This window comes from Pseudomonas sp. NMI760_13 (assembly GCF_021283245.1).
Taxonomy (GTDB): domain Bacteria; phylum Pseudomonadota; class Gammaproteobacteria; order Pseudomonadales; family Pseudomonadaceae; genus Aquipseudomonas; species Aquipseudomonas peradeniyensis.
The window spans coordinates 111,748-129,562 of sequence record NZ_JAJSRC010000013.1; the positions used below are offsets into that span (position 1 = coordinate 111,748).

At 66.4% G+C, this 17,815-nt stretch carries 9 protein-coding genes; 1 reads left to right on the forward strand and 8 read right to left on the reverse strand.

The annotated features are described in order from the left end of the window. Position 1: 1 nt before the first annotated feature. The 7 genes from LU671_RS15640 to LU671_RS15670 form a co-directional block, all read right to left on the reverse strand. Positions 2-1,789 (reverse strand): GMC family oxidoreductase, encoded by a 1,788-nt coding sequence (locus tag LU671_RS15640; RefSeq protein ID WP_232856148.1) that lies wholly within the window; start codon positions 1,787-1,789, stop codon positions 2-4. 3 nt (positions 1,790-1,792) lie between these two features. Then, positions 1,793-2,539, reverse strand: coding sequence for a gluconate 2-dehydrogenase subunit 3 family protein (locus LU671_RS15645; protein WP_232856149.1), 747 nt, complete (start codon positions 2,537-2,539; stop codon positions 1,793-1,795). A 191-nt stretch (positions 2,540-2,730) separates the two neighbouring features. Beyond that, on the reverse strand, positions 2,731-3,717 hold the full coding sequence (locus LU671_RS15650) for a 2-hydroxyacid dehydrogenase (RefSeq protein WP_232856150.1): 987 nt from the start codon (positions 3,715-3,717) through the stop codon (positions 2,731-2,733). Positions 3,718-3,727: 10 nt separating this feature from the next. Continuing rightward, positions 3,728-5,005 (reverse strand): MFS transporter, encoded by a 1,278-nt coding sequence (locus tag LU671_RS15655; protein WP_232856151.1) that lies wholly within the window; start codon positions 5,003-5,005, stop codon positions 3,728-3,730. A gap of 57 nt (positions 5,006-5,062) precedes the next feature. Further along, positions 5,063-6,022: a sugar kinase gene (locus tag LU671_RS15660; RefSeq protein WP_232856152.1), complete on the reverse strand. Its 960-nt coding sequence runs from the start codon at positions 6,020-6,022 to the stop codon at positions 5,063-5,065. After that, positions 6,015-6,785 (reverse strand): AP endonuclease, encoded by a 771-nt coding sequence (locus tag LU671_RS15665; RefSeq protein WP_232856153.1) that lies wholly within the window; start codon positions 6,783-6,785, stop codon positions 6,015-6,017. The genes LU671_RS15660 and LU671_RS15665 overlap by 8 nt, the downstream gene beginning before the upstream one ends. Positions 6,786-6,857: 72 nt before the next feature. Continuing rightward, on the reverse strand, positions 6,858-7,880 hold the full coding sequence (locus LU671_RS15670) for a LacI family DNA-binding transcriptional regulator (protein ID WP_232856154.1): 1,023 nt from the start codon (positions 7,878-7,880) through the stop codon (positions 6,858-6,860). 202 nt (positions 7,881-8,082) lie between these two features. On the opposite strand from LU671_RS15670, the gene LU671_RS15675 reads away from it, so the two are divergent. Further along, on the forward strand, positions 8,083-8,244 hold the full coding sequence (locus tag LU671_RS15675; RefSeq protein ID WP_203652433.1) for a hypothetical protein: 162 nt from the start codon (positions 8,083-8,085) through the stop codon (positions 8,242-8,244). A gap of 928 nt (positions 8,245-9,172) precedes the next feature. Here the strand turns inward: LU671_RS15675 and LU671_RS15680 are convergent. Next, positions 9,173-17,815 carry an amino acid adenylation domain-containing protein gene (locus LU671_RS15680; protein ID WP_232856155.1) on the reverse strand — a complete coding sequence of 2,881 codons (8,643 nt, stop codon included), beginning with the start codon at positions 17,813-17,815 and terminating at the stop codon, positions 9,173-9,175.

A 17,815-nucleotide genomic window follows, 5' to 3' on the forward strand; every position in this document is an offset into this window, starting at 1 on the left:
CTCATGCCTGCACCAGTGGACCGGGGTTCTTCAGGTAGCGCTCGCGGATCGCCCGCGCCGACCAGTAGGTCAGTGCCGCCACCAGGCCGGTGGGGTTGTAGCCCAGGCCCTGGGGGAAGGCCGAGGCGCCGGGCACGAACACGTTGTGCACGTCCCAGCACTGCAGGTAGCGATTGAGCGCGCTGGTTTTCGGATCGGTGCCCATGATCGCGCCACCGTTGAGGTGGGTGGTCTGATAGGTGGAGGCATCGAAGTGCTGGCCGAAGGCTTTCTTGCCCGCGCTGATCGCCTTGGGCCCCATGGCCTCGGCGATCTTGCCCATGCGCTCGACCATGAAACGGTTCATCTTCACGTCGTTGTCCTTCCAGTCGAAGGTCATGCGCAGCAGGGGCAAACCGTAGGCATCCTTGTACACCGGGTCCAGGTCGAGGTAGTTGTCGCGGTAGGACTGGTGCGCGCCATGGGCGTCCATCGACAGCATGTGCCGGTAGCTGTCGGCCACCGCGGCCTTCCAGCCACTGCCCCACTTCGGCGTGCCCGGCGGCACCTTGATGCCGGAGATCGGCTTGGCGCCGGCCTGGTTGACCCAGAACGGCGAACCGCCGACGAAGCCGTGGGGGCCATGGTCGAAGTTGTCGGCGTTGAAGTCGTCCACCGCCACGCCGTTGCCGCCGGCGCCGATGAAGGGGTTGGTGTGGTGGCTGTCGCGGTCGAAGAACGCGGTCACGGTGGAGATGTTCTGGTAGGCGAAGTTGCGTCCGACCACCCCTTCGTTGCTCACCGGGTCGTAGGGTTTGCCGATGCCCGAGAGCAGCATCAGGCGCACGTTGTTGTACTGGAACGCGCCGAGGATCACCAGGTCGGCCGGTTGCTCCACCTCTCGCCCCTGGCTGTCGACGTAGGTCACGCCGGTGGCCAGGCGCTTGTCGGCGGTCAGGTTGACCCGCAGCACATGGGCGTTGTTGCGCAGCTCGAAGTTCGGCACCTGGCGCAGGGCCGGGAGGATGTTCACGTTGGGCGAGGCCTTGGAGTACATGTAGCAGGCATAGCCGCTGCAATAGCCGCAGAAGTTGCACGGCCCCATCTGCGCGCCGTAGGGGTTGGTGTAGGGCCCTGAGGTGTTGGCCGACGGCAGGTTGTAGGGGTGGTAGCCGACCTCGCGGGCGGCCTTCTCGAACAGCTGCGCCGACACGGTGTTCTTCTGCGCCGCCAGCGGGAAGTCGCTGGAGCGGTCGGCGGCGAACGGGTTGCCACCCTTGTCGCGGCCTACCACCTGGCCCTTGATCGACCAGGCCGTGCCGGAGGTGCCGAACACCTTCTCGGCGAAATCGAAGTACGGCTCCAGCTCTTCATAGCTGACGCCGAAGTCCTGGATGGTCATGCCCTCGGGAATGAAACGCTTGCCGTAGCGCTCCTCGTAGTGGCTGCGCAGGCGCAGCTCCACCGGGTCGACGCGAAAATGCACGCCGGACCAGTGCAGCCCCGCTCCGCCCGTGCCGGTGCCGGGCAGGAAGGCGCCGAACTGGCGGTACGGCACGGCCACGTCGTTGACGCTGTGGCGCAGGGTCACGGTCTCGCGGGAGATGTCCATGAACAGCTTCTTGCGCGAGTTGTAGGTCAGCTCGTCCATGGTCTGCGGGTAGACGCCGTCCGGGTAGGTGTCGCGGGCAGGGCCGCGCTCCAGGGCCAGCACCTGCAGGCCGGCCTCGGTCAGTTCCTTGGCCATGATCGCCCCGGCCCAGCCGAACCCGACGATGACCACATCGACTTTCTTCATCACTTGGCTCATGGCTCAACCTCGCTCGCCGCTGATGGACACTGACGGGAAGGGATAGCGCTCGTCGCGCTCCACCCAGTCCATGAAATCGGCGCGGGCGCCGGGGAAGCCGACCAGCTTCCAGCCGGCCAGGCCCTGGTTGCCGCCGTGCAGGGGGTCGCTGAAAAAGCCCTCACGGGTGTTCAGCCAGAGCATGCCGAGGAAGGTGGCCGCCGGCACCGTGGCAAAGACCGGCTTGCCGCCGTCCAGGGCCTCGAGCACCTGCTGCTGTTGTTCAAGGCCGAGCTGGGCGAACGCCTTGCCGAACTGCGCCTGGCACCAGGCGTCGGTTTCGGCGATGCCCAGCCGGTAGATCTCCTGAGGGCTGAGCTTGAGCTGGTAACCCAGCTCGGTGGGCGCGTCGGGGCGGAATGGCCCCTGCATGTACCACAGCCCACCGCTGCCGTAGCGGGTGTTGAGCTGACGGTCGATGAACTCGGGCACGCCGGCATCGGCCGCACCGGGGCCGAGGGCGTCGGTGGGGATCAGCACGGCCACGGCGGCGCTGACGAAGGCCCACTCCTCGCGGGTGAAGAAGCTCGGCTGGTAGGCCCGTGCCGGGGCCGCTCGGGCCGGTTCGGCAGGTGCCGGGGTGACGCTGTCGGCGAGCACTGCGCTGCCCAGTCCCGTGCCGGCGAGGGTCGCCACCGGGATCAGGGTCAGGGATTGGCGCAGGAACGCCCGGCGCGCCGGTTGCACGGAGGCGGGTTGGTCCTTGGACATGAGGATGTCTCTCTGTTGATCAGGTCATACGGAAATCGTCGCCCTTTTCACCGTTGAAGATCCCGGAGCCACAGGCCGAGACAGCGCTGTCTCGGCGGAGCGGCCTTGTTTTGCCAAAGGGTCGCGGCGCGACCCCGGGATATCGAATCGGGCAAGGGCTGTTGTTATGGCAAGCACAGTGCTCGCCCCGCTCATGGGTTTCGCCGCGACCAGGCAAGCGGGTTGACCAGGTTCTGCGGCCGCTCGCCGGCCAAGGCGGCCAGCAGGTTTTCAACGGCGCAACGGGCCATGGCCTCGCGGGTCTCCTCGGTGGCCGAGCCGATGTGCGGCGTCACCACCAGGTTGTCCAGTTGCAGCAACGGCGAATCGGCCGGCAACGGCTCGCGCACGAACACGTCCAGGCCGGCGCCGCGAATGCGCCGCTCGGCCAGGGCCTGGAACAATGCAGCCTCGTCCAGCACCCGACCACGGGAGATATTCACCAGGACCGCCGACGGTTTCATCAGCGCCAGCTGTGGTGCGCCGATCAGGTTCTCGGTCGCGGCGGTCAACGGCAGGCACAGGCAGACGAAATCGGACTCGGCCAGCAATGCCTCCAGGCTGCGATGCGCGGCGGCGAACCGCGCCTCCACCTCGGGCCGTGGCTGGCGGGTGTGGTACAGCACGCGCATGCCGAAACCGGCATGGGCGCGGCGGGCCAGGGCCTCGCCGATACGGCCCATGCCGACGATGCCCAGGGTCTTGCCCTGCACATCGCAACCGAACTGCGCCGGCCCGATACCTGCCTGCCAGTGGCCGGCGCGGATCCAGCCGTCGAGCTCGACGACCCGCCGGGCACAGGCGAGGATCAGGGCGAAGCCGGTGTCGGCGGTGGTTTCGGTGAGCACGTCGGGGGTGTTGGTCAACAGCACGCCGCGCTGGTCGAAGGCGTCGATATCGTAGTTGTCGACGCCGACCGATACACTGGAGACCACTTCCAGCTGCGGCGCCAGGTCGAGCAAGGGGGCGTCCAGGCGCAGGCTGGCGCCGAGCAGCCCATGGGCGCCCGGCAGCGCCGCACGCAGGCGGGCGAGGCCGTCGGCACTGGGCGATTCGACCAGGGTCACCTCGGCGTGCGCCTGCAGGCGGGCCATGAGCGCGTCGGAGAGGCGTTTGTAGAGGACGATGCGTTTCTTCATTGCACGGTACCTATCGGCTGGGCGCCAGGCTTTGCCGGCGTGTCTGTTGCAAGGGGTTGAGAACGGCGGTCAGGGCCACGGCCAGCAGCAGCGCCACGCACATGAACAGGTAGGAGGCGCCGGGTCCGCCGGTGGCGCCATTGAGGTAGCCCACCAGCCACGAGCCGGAAAACGAGCCCAGCGCGCCCATGCTGTTGATCAGCGCCATGGCGCCCCCGGCGACGTTGGCCGGCAGCAGCTCGGGGACGATGGCGAAGAACGGCCCGTAGGGCGCGTACATGCAGGCCCCGGCGATCACCAGCAAGGCGTAGGACCACCAGAAATGCTCGGTGCCCAGGCTGTACGAGCCGTAAAACGCCAGGGCGGCGATCAGCAGTGGCGGCCAGACGAAACGCTTGCGCTTCTGCAGGCGATCCGAGGCCCAGGACACGCCGAGCATGGCCACCACCGCCCCCAGGTACGGCACCGCCGACAACCAGCCGGCGGTGACGATGTCCAGCGCCGCCGCCTGCTTGAGGATCGACGGCAGCCAGAGCACGAAGCCGTACACGCCGATGCTCCAGCAGAAGTACTGCAGCGACAGGATCAACACCGTAGGCGAGCGGAACGCCTCGCGGTAGTTCTTCACCGGCTTGATACCCTGCTGCTCGGCGTCCAGCGCCTGGCGCAGCGCCGCCTTCTCGCGGGTATCCAGCCACTTGGCCTGCTCCGGACGGTCATCCACCAGGCGCCACCAGATGAAGGCCCAGAGAATCGCCGGCGCGCCTTCGATGATGAACATCCAGCGCCAGTCGAACTGCTGCACCAGGTAGCCCGAAACCACCGACATCCACAGGATGGTCACCGGGTTGCCGAGGATCAGGAAGGTGTTGGCCCGCGAGCGCTCGGCGCGGGTGAACCAGTGGCAGAGGTAGATGAGCATGGCCGGCATCACCGCCGCCTCCACCACGCCCAGCAGGAAGCGGATGACGATCAGCAGGTAGACGTCGTGCACCACGCCGGTCAGCGTCGCCAGGCCACCCCAGAGGATCAGGCTGGCGAAGATCAGCTTCTTCACGCTGCGCTTCTGCGCATAGAGGGCGCCCGGCACCTGGAAGAAGAAGTAGCCAAGGAAGAACAGCGCGCCGAGCAGCGACGACAGCGCCGGGGTGATCTTCAGGTCGTCGGCCATGCCCGAGGCCGCGGCAAAGCCATAGTTGGCCCGGTCGAGGTAGGCCAGGCTGTAGGTGATGAAGACGATGGGCATGATGTACCACCAGCGTCTGGGAGCGAGTCGATCAAGCTGCATGGGGATTCTCCTGGTCTTGTTGTTCTTGTCACATCAGGTGCCGGACGGTCCGGCGATTCAGCGTGGTTGGATCGAAGCGTGTTCGTGCAGGTCCAGTTCGTGGCGTTGCGGCAGGCCTTCCATGTCGCCCCGGCTCTGCACCGCCCGGCTGCCGCACCAGTTGCCCCGGGCCACGGCCCGGCGCAGTGGCAGGCCCTCGAGCAAGGCGCTGATCACGCCGACGGCGAAGGCATCGCCCGCACCCACGGTGTCAACGACCCGGGCCACCGGAACACCTGGGACCACACCGTGCTGACCTTGGGCGTCGCGCCAGTAGGCACCTTCGGCGCCGAGTTTGATCGCTACGCATTGCACGCCCTGCTCGAGGTAGAACTCGGCAACGGCCTGCGGCGAATCGCGGCCACTCAGCAGGCGCCCCTCCTCAAGCCCGGGCAGGACCCAATCGGCCTTGAACGCCAGGGCGTTGATCTCGCGCACCATGGTCTGGCGGTCCGGCCACAGCGAAGGCCGCAGGTTGGGGTCGAAGGAAATGCTGCGGCCATGGGCGCGCATGTCGCCCAGCAACTGGTGGCAGAGCGCGCGGCAGCTGGCCGACAAGGCCGGCGGAATGCCGGTGGCGTGCAGGTGTCGGGCCTCCAGCAACGTGGGTTGCAGTTGAGCCGGCGACAACCGGCTGGCCGCCGAGCCACGACGGAAATACTCGACTTTCGGATCGCGGCCGTCATCGCAGCGCTCCTTGAGCTGGAACCCGGTGGGATGCTCGTCATCGATCTCGACGCTCGAACAGTCCAGCCCTTCCTGGCGCAGGGTGTCGAGCACGAAGGCGCCGAGCGAGTCGTTACCCACCCGGCTCAGCCAGCGCACCCCCAGGCCCAGGCGCGCCAGGCCGATGGCCACGTTGCTGTCGGCACCGGCGATGCGCTTGCCGAAACCCTCGACCTGGGCCAGTTCGCCCGGCTGCGCGGCCACGAACATGGCCATGGTTTCACCGAAACACAGGACGTCGCGCTCAGCCATGGCACACCTGCCCTTCCAGCTGCGCCAGTTGCGCGACCTGCCGCGCGGTCAGCGCCAGCAGGTCATCACCGGCCAGGGGGTATTCGATAGCCCGCGGCAGGTCCGGGGCGAAATAGGTCATCAGCTCGCGCCACTGGGCCAGGTCAAGCGCCTGGGGCACGACCGCGACCAGGCGCCCGTCTGCACGCCGGGCCACGGCCTTGCAGTGCACATAGCGCACCCAACGGCCCAGCAGCTGTGCCGCCAGCAGCGGTGATTCGTCATGCCAGTACCAGTTACCGATATCGAAGGTCATGCCCGGTGCCACGCCCTGCTCCTGCGCCTCGCGGAAGAATCGTTCCAGGACCTGCAGCCGTCCGCCGTAAGGCGTCTGGTCGTTTTCCACATACAGCGCTGTCTTGTGCCCCAGCAATGGCGCCAGGGCCTGCAAGTCACAGCCTGGCTGGTAATGCCCCAGCGACACCTTCAGCGCCACCGCGCCGATTTCGCTTGCCAGTTGCAGGCGCTGGGCGATGGCCGGCTCCAGGCTGCCATCCTCGCGCCACAGCTCCAGTGGCGTGGAGTAAAGGCTCTGCAGGCCATGCTCGGCGGCCAGGTTGGCCAGGGTGGTGGCAGCGGGCGTGGCGTCGAACAGTTCCTCACGCCATTCCACCCGCCGCGCACCGGCGGCGGCCAGCAACGGCAGGTAGCTGGCCTGACCCAGGCGCCGCACGGCATCGGCACCGAAACTCGACAAGCTGATGGAGACAATGGGCGATTGCATGTGTGTGGTCCTTGTTCTTGTAGATGAAACCGGTTTCATTTTTCGCCAGCAGCAACGGCGTCAAGGACGCCGTCAGGCTTGTGATCGGGTGGAGCCTCGCGGGATCAGCTCGGCTTGCAAATCCAGGCGCCGCGCCGGCGAACCGCTGCCTTGCAGGCGCTCCAGCAGGCATTGGAACGCTGCGGCACCGATCCGCCCGGTGGGCTGGGCCAGGGCGGTGATGCCGCTGCCCACCAACGGGTACCAGTCCAGCTCGTCGAGCGCCAGCAGGCCGACGTCCTGGAACAGCGTTCCGCCACGGGCGTGCAGCACGCGTACCACCTCCAGGGTGGCAACGCCGTTACAGGTGAACAAGGCCTGCGGGCCTTGCCCTGCCCCGGCGATGAAGCTGCCCAGCTGCTCCGGCAAGTCCGCGCCCACCGCCAGCACCTGCCCACGCAGGCCACGGCGCCGGGCGATGGAGGCCTGGAAGGCGTCAACTCGCTCCTGGCGGGAGCTGGTGCCGTCGAGCGGCTCGGTCACGGCGAGGATGTCGCGATAACCGCAACGCTGCAGGTGATCAAGGGCCTGCTCGACGGCGTCGCTGTTGTCCAGCCCCACCAGGTCGACTGCCAGGCCGGACAGTTGCCGGTCGACCAGCACCATCGGCAGGTCGAGGGCCAGCTTGGCCAGCTCGTCGGCGCGGTGGCCGAGGGTGTTCACGATCAGGCCGTCGACGTTGTACGACTGCAGGGCTTGCAGGTGGCTGCGTTCCTGGTCGTCGTCGTAGTCGGTGTTGCACACCACCAGGCTGTAGCCGTGCTGGCGGCAGGCAGTCTCGACGCCGTGCATCACCGCCACCGAATAGGGGTTGCGGATATCAGCCAGGAGCATGCCGATCAGCCCGGTGCGGCCGCGCTTGAGGGCGCTGGCCATGCGGTTGGGGCGGTAGCCGAGGCGTTCGACGACGGCCTCGATGCGTTGCGCGGTGGCTTCGGCGAGCAGTTGCCGGTCCTCGCCCATGTAGCGCGACACCGTGGCCTTGGAAACGCCGGCGGCCTTGGCGACTTCGCTGATGGTGACCCGACCGCGGACGGATGTTGGCTCTTTGTTCACCCTGTTTCCTTCTTGTTTGCGCTTTTGCAGGGTTGATGAAAACGGTTTCAATGAAATCAGGGATGGTGGGTGGCGTCAAGTGACGGGCTTTCTGCCAAAGCGGGTGGATTCAGTGCCAATCGCTTGTCCTGGCGCTTTGCATGGGGGGCTTCGGGGTTATGGTGGTTTTACGGAGTTCGTTCGCCCTGCCTTGGAGATGGCCATGACCACACTGTTCAGGATCAGTCTGATTTTGCTGCTTGCCGGTATGGGGATGGGGGATATCGTGGTGGCCAGTGTGGGGTTGGTTGGGTTGTGTGGGGGGGCTGTGGTGCTTAGTGTTCGGCAGGATGATGGTGAGGTGGAGTCGGAGTTTATTGCCTGAAGGTTCTGGTTCTGGTTCTGGTTTTTTGGTGATTGTTCTAGTTTTTTATGCGCATTCGTAGGTGATATCGACATTTAGTCACCTTTTCGCCTTTACGGCGACCTACTTTTCTCTAGGGAAAAGTAGGCAAAACCGTTCCGCTCCGTTCATCCGGCCCCTGCGCTTCGCTCCGGGGTTCCCTCACTCCGTTCTTGCTCCCGGGAGGACCGCGCTGAACGCCCCATCCTGGGGCGCAGCGCTTGACGGCCATCCATGGCCGTCACCTCCCTCCGCAAGAACTCCGCTCGGCCTCCTGAAGTCGCAATTGGCGGCGCCTGAACTATTGCGCGCTTAGAAGCAAGAGCAAGAGCAAGAGCAAGAAATGCGAAGTCAGTTGTTTTACAGTTAGTTATGTATTGGCTTTTTCGGCCCTTTCGCGGGGCAAGCCCGCTCCTACAGAGTTCTATATAACGTCGACTATCGCGTGGGAGCGGGCTTGCCCCGCGATGCGATCGAGAGATTAATTAAGTTTGAACTAGCGACAGCTACGCCAGTCCAGGCGCCGCTCGTAACTTCGCGACTTCAGGAGGCCGAACGGAGGTCTTGCGGAGGGAGGTGACGGGCATGGATGCCCGTCAAGCGCTGGGGCCCAGGATGGGCCCTACAGCGCGGTCCTCCCGGGAGCAAGACCGGAGTGAGGGAACCCGGAGCGAAGCGTAGGGCCGGATGAATGGAGCGCCACGGCTTTGGTTACTTTGGCCACGACCAAAGTAACCCGCCGTAAGGGCGGAAAGGTGAATAAGCGTCGACATCCTAAATGAATGCACATACAACTTTCAAAACCACCCAACAACAATAGTTTTCAAAGCTCTGACAACTAAGACACCATAAAAATCACCAGGTACGCAATAAGAAAACGGGTAGGACCCAACGCCCCACCCGCCCCCAATCAAGCCTTATCAGCCAACCTCCCCACCAGCCCATCGACAAACGCCAAGGCATTGATAACCCCTTCATGCCCATCAGCGATCACCGTAGAACTGGCCAACCCGTTGACCGAAGCCTGCGCCAGCAACCCCGCCTCCCCCATACGCACCCGCTCCAGGCTACGACTCTCGCTGGCCCACCAGCAATCCACCCGGACCGCCAGCGGCCGCAGGCGAAACGCCTGGCTCAGTTCGACGTTGCGATCAAGGACAGCGAAACCATCAACGATCTCCCGCTGCAGATGCACATCCTCGTGAATGGCCCGCAGCCGCTCGGCACTGACGCCCCCCGCAGCGGCCACCTGCTCGATGACCCACTCGGTCCTGTCGACCCCGGCAGGCAGACGCCCGGCCTCATCGATAAAGCCGACGATACGGGCTTCACCAACACCCGGAGCGAAAGCCAGCAGCCCCCGCAGCAGGCTCTCGTCCGCCCGCGCCACCTGCACCACCTCGACGGGCTCGGCCTCAAGGCCGGACACGTCCTTCGGCAGCAGGGTATCGACCAGGCCGACGAAGCCCACTTCCTGGCCTGCCTGCTCCAGGGCGTGAGCCACCTCCAGCGCCAGGGCGCCGCCCAGGGACCAGCCCAGCAAATGGTAAGGGCCATTGGCCTGGGTACGACGAATCTGCTCGACGTAGTAGCCGACCATCGCCTCCCAGGACTCGTCCACCCAGCCCGGCTCGGCGTAGCACTTGTTGACCAGGCCATACACCGGACGCTCGTCGGCCAGGCGGCTCGCCAGCGGGTAGTAGGCGTAGGCACCGCCACCGCCCGGCGGCAGGCAGAACAGCGCCGGACGCTGCAGTTGGCAACCGTTGAGGTTGATCACCGACGATTTCAGGCGATCCTTGCCGCCACCGATGAAGTTCGCCAGTTCCTCGAAGCTCGCCATCAGCATGAACTCATGCAGGCTGATGTTGGTGGCGAAGGCTTCGCGCACCCGGTTTACCAAGGTGATCACCAGCAGCGAGTGACCGCCCAGTTCGAAGAAGTTGTCGTGCAGACCCACCTGCTCGACCTTCAGCACTTCGCTCCAGATCGCCGCCAGCTGTTGCTCCAGCTCCGTACGTGGCGCCGCGTAGCCTTGTTGCAACTGGCTGGCGTCGGGCTTGGGCAGGGCCTTGCGGTCCAGCTTGCCATTGGCGGTCAGCGGCCACTGACCCAGCACCAGGAAGTGCGTGGGGACCATGTAGTCCGGGAGGTTGGCTTTCAGGTGTTGCTTCAGCGTGTCACGCAGCGTTGCGTGGTCTGCATTTTCGTCTTGAGCGATCAGGTAAGCCGCCAGTTGCTTGCCCCCTGCCCCGTCGATATCCAGCACCAACACTTCGCGCACGGCAGCGTGCTCTTGCAGGCGTGCCTCGATCTCGCCCAGTTCGATACGGAAGCCACGGATCTTCACCTGATGGTCGATCCGGCCCACGTATTCGATCACTTCCTGGCCGCGATAACGGGCCAGGTCGCCGGTGCGGTACAGACGTCCGCCTTCGCTGGAGAACGGATCCGGTACGAAGCGTTCGGCGGTCAACGAGGCACGGTTGTGGTAACCGCGGGCCAGGCCGGCATGGCCAACGTGCAGCTCGCCCGTGCAACCCTTGGCCACCGGGTTGAAATCGGCATCCAGCACGTACATCGACAGGTCCGGGATCGCCGCACCGATCGGGCTGCCCGGTTGCTGCGTATCGGCGAAGCGGATCGGCCGGTAGGTCACGTGGACCGTGGTCTCGGTGATGCCGTACATGTTGATCAGGTTGTCGCAGTCTTCACCGAAGCGTTCGAACCACGGTTGCAGTGCCGCCACATCCAGGGCCTCGCCACCGAAGATCACGTAGCGCAGGGCCAGATCATCAGCACTGTCACAGGCCACTCGCATCAGCGGTTTGAACGCCGACGGGGTCTGGTTGAGCACGGTCACGCCCTGCTCCACCAGCAGTTGGTGGAAATCTTCCGGCGAGCGCGTGGTTTCACGCGGCACGATCACCAGGCGACCGCCGTGCAGCAGCGCACCGAAGATCTCCCAAACGGAGAAGTCGAAGGCGTACGAGTGGAACAGCGTCCACACGTCCTGCGGGCCGAAGCCGAACCAGGCATCGGTGGCCTTGAACAGGCGCAGCAGGTTGTGGTGCGGCAGCAAGGTGCCTTTGGGCTTGCCAGTGGAGCCCGAGGTGTAGATCACATAGGCCAGGTTATCCGGCTGGCTCAGGTGCTCGGGATTCTCATCGCTGTAGCCGGCCAGATCATCTTCCAGCTTCAGGCTGCGAACCTGCGCCGGTACGGGCAGATCGACCAGCAGATGGCCTTGCGTCAGCAGCAGTTGAATGCCGCTGTCTTCCATCATGTAGCTCAGGCGGTCCTGCGGATATTCAGGATCCAGCGGCACATAGGCGCCACCCGCCTTGAGGATCGCCAGCAGGCCGACAATCATCTCGAAACCGCGATCCACCGCGATACCCACCAGCACATCCGGCCCCACGCCCTGCTCGCGCAGCTTGTGCGCCAGGCGATTGGCGCGACGGTTGAGCTGGTCGTAGCTCAGCGCCTGCCCGGCGAAGGTCACGGCAACCGCTTCAGGCGTGCGCGCCGCCTGCGCTTCGATCAGCACATGAGCACAGGCTTCGCTCGGGAAACTGGCAATCTCCTGCTCCGCCGCCCCGCTCAAGGCCAGGTCACCCAGCGCCCGCTGCGACGAGTCCGCCAATCCTTCCAGCAGCTCGACGAAGTGCGCCGCCAACTGTTCGACGGCCGATTCGGCATAACTGGCGCGATCAAACTTGAAGCTGGCCAGCAGCCTGTCACCCACCTGTGCCACCAGGGTCAGCGGATAGTTGGTCTGCTCCTGGCTGACCACTTCGCCAAATGCCAGTTCCTGAGGCGCACCGGCTTGAAGCGCCTCGGACACCGGATAGTTTTCGAACACCAGGATATTGTCGAACAGCGCCTCGCCGCTCCAGCCGGCCCAGCGCTGGATCTCGTACAGCGGCGTGTGCTCATGCTCGCGCAAGGCCAGGTTCAGCGCCTGGACCTGCTGCACCCAGTCGCCCACGGTCTGTTCCGGACGCGGGGTGGCGATCACCGGCAGGGTGTTAATGAACAGCCCCAGCTGCTCCTCGACACCCGGCAACTCGGCCGGGCGACCTGCCACGGTGGCGCCGAAGGTCACGCTGGACTGCCCGGTATAGCGCTGCAACAGCAGCAGCCAGGCCGCCTGGACCAGAGTGTTAAGGGTGACCCGCTGTTCCCGGGCAAACTCGCCCAGGCGCTGGGTGCGTTGCGGGTCGAGCAGCACCGGATATTCACCCTGTCCCTGCCCATGAGCCTCGGAGCGGAACGCCTGGGCGAGCCGGGTGGGTTCGTTCAAGCCGGCGGTGCGTTCGCGCCAGAAGCGCTCGCTGGCAGCCTGGTCCTGACGTTGCAGCCACTGGATATAGTCGCGGTAACGGCTGGTCTTGGCCGCAGGCACAACACCGGCGTAACGCTGCAGCACCTCGCCGAACAGCCGCGAGCTGCTCCAGCCATCCAGCAGGATATGGTGGTTGGTCAACACCAGCTGGTAGTGCTGCTCGCCGGTACGGATCACCGCCAGGCGCAGCAGCGGGCCGCAGGCGAGGTCGAAGCCGGCGCGCAGGTCGGCCTCGGCCCAGGCCTGCAACGCCGTAGGCAGGTCGGCCTGGTCGCGCCAGTCCAGCTCCACCAGCGGCAGGCGTGCCTCGCGCAGGACGACCTGCAGCGACTGGTCGTAACCGCTGACAAAGCTGCTGCGCAGTACCTCGTGGCTGTCCAGGGTGGCCTGCCAGGCCGCGACGAAACGCGGCACATCCAGGCCCTGCACCTCGACCCGCAGCTGGTTGATGTAGTTGCCCGCCGCCTGCTCGTAGAGGCTGTGGAACAGCATGCCCTGCTGCATCGGCGACAACGGGTAGATGTCCTCGATATTGCTCGCGGCCACCGGCAACGCCGCCAGCTGGCGCTGGTCGAGGCTGGCCAGCGGGAAGTCCGACGGCGTCACGCCCGCCACGCCAGCGGTGGTGCAATGGGCGATCAGCAGGCGCAGTTCCTCGGCGTATTCGTCGGCCAGGCGCTGGATCTGTCCGCGCTCGAACACGGCGCTGCTGAAGCTCCAGTCCAGGGCCAGCTCGCCGGCGTAAACCTGGCCATCGATGCTCAGCAGGCTGCCCAGCGGCGCCTCCGGGCTCTGCCCCTGCCCCGCGCCTTCCGGCGCCGGGACGAACAGGCCCTGTTCGCTGTCGAAGCTGCCGTCGAACTGCCCCAGGTAGTTGAACACGATGCTGCCCTGGGCCAGGGCGCCGAGAGCCTGGCGGGCCTGCTCGTCGCCCAGGTAGCGCAGCACGCCGTAGCCGATACCCTTGGCCGGCACCGCGCGCAGCTGCTCCTTGACCGCCATGATCGACGCGCCCATCTCGCTTGCCGGGGTCAGTTTCAATGGATACAGGCTGCTGAACCAACCCACCGTGCGGGTGATGTCGAGGTCGTCGAACAGGTCTTCACGGCCATGGCCTTCCAGGCGGATCAGCGCATGCGCCTCGCCGGTCCAGCGGCGGATGACCCGGGCCAACGCCGTCAGCAGCAGGTCGTTGACCTGGGTGCGGTAGGCGGCTGGCGCCTCCTGTAGCAGTTGCCGGGTCAGCTCGGCGTTCAGCTGAGTGCGCACCGAGATCTCATGCTTGCGCTGCTGGCCGCCCTCAGGGTTCGCCCCAGGCAGGGCGTCGCTGACACCCTGCAACTGCGCCTGCCAGTAAGCCAGCTCGGCCACCAGCGCGGGGCTGCGGGCATGCTCGCGCAGGTGCTCGGCCCAGGCCTTGAGCGAGCTGCTCTTGGCCGGCAGTACCGGCGTCTTGCCGGCCGCCAGGGCCTGGCAGGCCGCCTGCAGGTCTTCGAGCAGGACGCGCCAGGACACGCCGTCGACCACCAGGTGATGGATCACCACCAGCAGGCGCTGCTGGCCTTCGGGCAGGTCGATCAGCACCACCCGCAGCAGCGGGCCATGCTTCAGGTCCAGGCTACGCTGGGCCTCGTCGGCCAGTTCCGGCAGGCGCGCGGCATCGTCCAGTTGATGCACCCACAGCAATTGCTGCGCATCGACCGGCGCGAACTGCCCCTGCCACTGCCCCTGCTCCTCGCAAAAACGCAGGCGCAGGGCGTCGTGCTGCGCCACCAGCTGCTTTAGCGCGGGCTGCAGCAACGCCACCGTCAACGGCTGGCGCGGGCTCAACAGCACCGCCTGGTTCCAGTGATGACGCTGGGGAATCGCGGTGTCGAAGAAACGCGCCTGGATCGGCAGCAACGGCAGACTGCCGCTGACCTGCTCGACCACCTCGGCCGCCGGTTTCTTCTCGATCAGCTTGGCCACCGCCGCCAGTTGGCCGATGGTCTGCTTCTCGAACAACTGCTTGGGGCTCAGCTTGATGCCCTGGCGCTTGGCCCGGGCGATGATCTGCAGGCTGAGAATCGAATCGCCGCCCAGCTCGAAGAAGTTATCGGTGCTGCCCACTTGCTCGCGCTTGAGCACTTCGCACCAGATCGCAGCAAGTTTTTCCTCGATTTCGCCAACAGGCGCGGTGTAACGCTGCCTGGCCACTCCCGGTTTGGGCAGCGCCTTTTTGTCCAGCTTGCCGTTGGCGGTCAGCGGCAGGCGCTCGAGCAACAGCACTTGAGCCGGCACCAGGTACTCCGGCAGGCGCGCCTGCAGGGCCTGGCGCAACGCCTCGGCCTGCAGCTCCACGCCCGCCGCCGGCACGGCCCAGGCCACCAGTTGCAGGCGCGTCGGATCACTGTCCAGGGGCAGCGCCAGCACCACGGCCTCGCCGACGCCGGGCAGGCCTTGCAGCACCTGACCGACCTCGCCCGGCTCGACCCGGTAGCCGCGGATCTTCACCTGGTCGTCGCCGCGGCCCAGGTATTCCAGCACGCCCTGATCCAGGCGCGCGCGGTCACCGGCACGGTACAGCCGCTCGCCGTTGTGGCCAAAGGGATCGGGGACGAAACGCTCGGCGGTCAGGCCCGGCTGGCCGACATAGCCCTGGGCCAGGCCCTGGCCACCCAGGTACAGCTCGCCGGCCACCCGCTCGGGCAACGGGTTGAGGTAGGCATCCAGCACCCGCGCCTGGCCGTTATCCAATGGTCGACCCACCGGCACGCTGCGCCAGCCGGGCAGGCGTTCGCCGACTTCGTGGGTGAGGATGCCCACGGTGGTCTCGGTCGGACCGTAGTGGTTGATGATCCGGCAACCGGGCTTCAGGCGCCGGACCTGCTCGATCAGGGCCCAGGAGCTGGCTTCGCCGCCAAGGATCAGCAGCTGTTCGGGCAACACCCGCTCAGGCTGCGCGGCCTGCAGCAGGCCTTGCAGATGACTGGGCACGATCTTCAGCACATCGACCCGGTGCTCGGCCATGTAGCTGGCAAAGCCGTCCGGGTCGAAGCCCTGGTCGTGGCCCAGCAGGTGCAGCAGCCGGCCCGAGGCCAGCGCGCCGAACAGCACGGTGTGACCGAGGTCCGCGGCCACGGTGGAGACCATCGCCAGGCTGGCGCCGGGTTGCAGGTCGAGGCGTTGCAGCACGCCCTGCAGGTAGTTGGCCAGCGCGCCGTGGCTGATCACCACGCCCTTGGGCTGCCCGGTGGAACCCGAGGTGTAGATGATGTAGGCCGCTTGCTGCGGTTCGATGTGTACCGCCGGTGGCTGGTCGCTGCAGTCAGCGTGCTGCGCCGCGTCATAGGCCAACGCCGGGCATACGCCCAGCCCCGCCGCCTGGGCATCGCCCAAGGCATGCACCAGCAACCGCGCGCCACTGGCCTGCAGCAGTTGCTGCAGGCGTTCGGCGGGCTGGCGGCTGTCCAGCGGCAGGTACACCGCACCCAGCTTGAGCACGGCCAGCAGGCTGGTCACCCACTCGATGGAGCGCTCCTGGCACAGCGCCACGGTCATGCCGGGGGCGATGCCCTGCGCCGTCAGATAGTGAGCGAAGCGATTGGCCTGCTGCTCCAGCTCTGTGTAGCTGACCATCCGATCACCCGCGCGCAGCGCCGGCTGCCCGGCACCGACCTGCAAGCCCTGGCGCCACAGGGCGAGGAAGTCCGGCTGCGACCAGTCCCGCAGGTTGGTCTCGACCTGCGCGGCCTGGGTATCGGGATGCTCGAACAGCGCCGCCTCAGGATGCTCCACGAGGGTGCGCAGCACCGCCTGGAACGAAGCAGCGATGCGTTCGATGGTCGCGGCTTCGAACAGGTCGGTGCTGTAGGTGAAGTAGCCTTGCAGGCCGTCGGGCGTTTCGGAGAAGTCGAAGGCCAGGTCGAAGCGGGCATCGCGGCCTTCGACCGAAAAACCGCTGACGCTCAGGCCGCCCAGCGTCTGCCGGGCCTGGGCGGCGGCTTCGCTGTCGGCCAGGTTCTGGTTGATCTTCACCTGGAACAGTGGGTTGTGGCCCAGCGAGCGCTCCGGCGCCACGGCATCCACCAGGTGCTCGAACGGCAGTTCCTGATGTGACTGCGCTCCACTGACGGCCTGCTTCACCTGTTCCAGCAGGGCCGCGCCGCTCTGACACTCGTCCACCTGCACCCGCAGCACCTGGGTGTTGATGAAGAAGCCGATCAGGCCTTCGACTTCCTTGCGGTTGCGCCCGGCGTTGGGCGCGCCGATGCGGATGTCGGCCTGGCCGCTGTAGCGCGCCAGGGTCACGGCCAGGGCCGCGAGGGTCAGCATGAACACGGTCTGGCCCTGGCTGCGCGCCTGGGCCTTGAGCTTGGCCGACAGCGCCGCCGGCACATCGCTGCGCAGGGTCGCGCCGCGGTAGCTGGGGTGCGCCGGGCGCTCATGATCCAACGGCAGTTCCAGCACCGGGTGCTCATCCCCCAGCTGCTGCTTCCAGTACTGCAACTGGCGCTCACCCTCGCCGGCCTCGAGCCAGGCGCGCTGCCAGATCGCATAGTCGGCGTATTGCACCTCGAGCGGTGGAAGGTCGGCGGCGCGGCCCTGGGACAGCGCCTCGTACAGGTGCACGAACTCCTGCACCATCAGCTCGCCCGACCAGCCGTCGGAGGCGATATGGTGCATGCACACCGTCAGCACATGTTCGCTGGGCGCCAGGCGCAGCAAGCGGACCCGCAGCAGCGGCCCTTCGAGCAGGTCGAAGGGCGCATCCAGCGCCTCGCGCACCGCGCCGCGCAGGCACTGTTCGAGATCTTCGCCCGGCCCGGCCTGCACCTCGCGCAGCTCCAGGCTCACACCCGACTGCTCAAGGACCTGCTGGTGGAACTCGCCCTCTTCGGAGACGAAGCGCGTGCGCAGGCTCTCGTGGCGCCGCACCAGCGCGTCCAGGGCCTCGGCCAGGGCCTGCTGGTTCAGCGAACCACTCAGGCGCACCGCCATCGGCACGTTGTAGAAGCTGCTCTGCGGCTCCAGCTGCCAGAGGAACAGCATGCGCTGCTGGGCATAGGACAGCGGGATGCGCGGGCTGTCGTGGCGGGTGACGGCGATCGGCAGCAGGCGGAAGCTCTGCCCGGTCTCGCGCATCTTGTCGAGGATCTGCCGACGCTGCTCCAGGGCAAGGCCCACAAAGCGCTTGGCGATACGTTCTGCTGTGCTCTTGTCCAT

Coding starts and splice junctions, on each gene's coding strand:
- LU671_RS15680 (WP_232856155.1), bottom strand. CDS start 17,815: ATGGACAAGAGCACAGCAGAACGTATCGCCAAGCGCTTTGTGGGCCTT.
- LU671_RS15650 (WP_232856150.1), bottom strand. CDS start 3,717: ATGAAGAAACGCATCGTCCTCTACAAACGCCTCTCCGACGCGCTCATG.
- LU671_RS15640 (WP_232856148.1), bottom strand. CDS start 1,789: ATGAGCCAAGTGATGAAGAAAGTCGATGTGGTCATCGTCGGGTTCGGC.
- LU671_RS15675 (WP_203652433.1), top strand. CDS start 8,083: ATGACCACACTGTTCAGGATCAGTCTGATTTTGCTGCTTGCCGGTATG.
- LU671_RS15660 (WP_232856152.1), bottom strand. CDS start 6,022: ATGGCTGAGCGCGACGTCCTGTGTTTCGGTGAAACCATGGCCATGTTC.
- LU671_RS15665 (WP_232856153.1), bottom strand. CDS start 6,785: ATGCAATCGCCCATTGTCTCCATCAGCTTGTCGAGTTTCGGTGCCGAT.
- LU671_RS15655 (WP_232856151.1), bottom strand. CDS start 5,005: ATGCAGCTTGATCGACTCGCTCCCAGACGCTGGTGGTACATCATGCCC.
- LU671_RS15645 (WP_232856149.1), bottom strand. CDS start 2,539: ATGTCCAAGGACCAACCCGCCTCCGTGCAACCGGCGCGCCGGGCGTTC.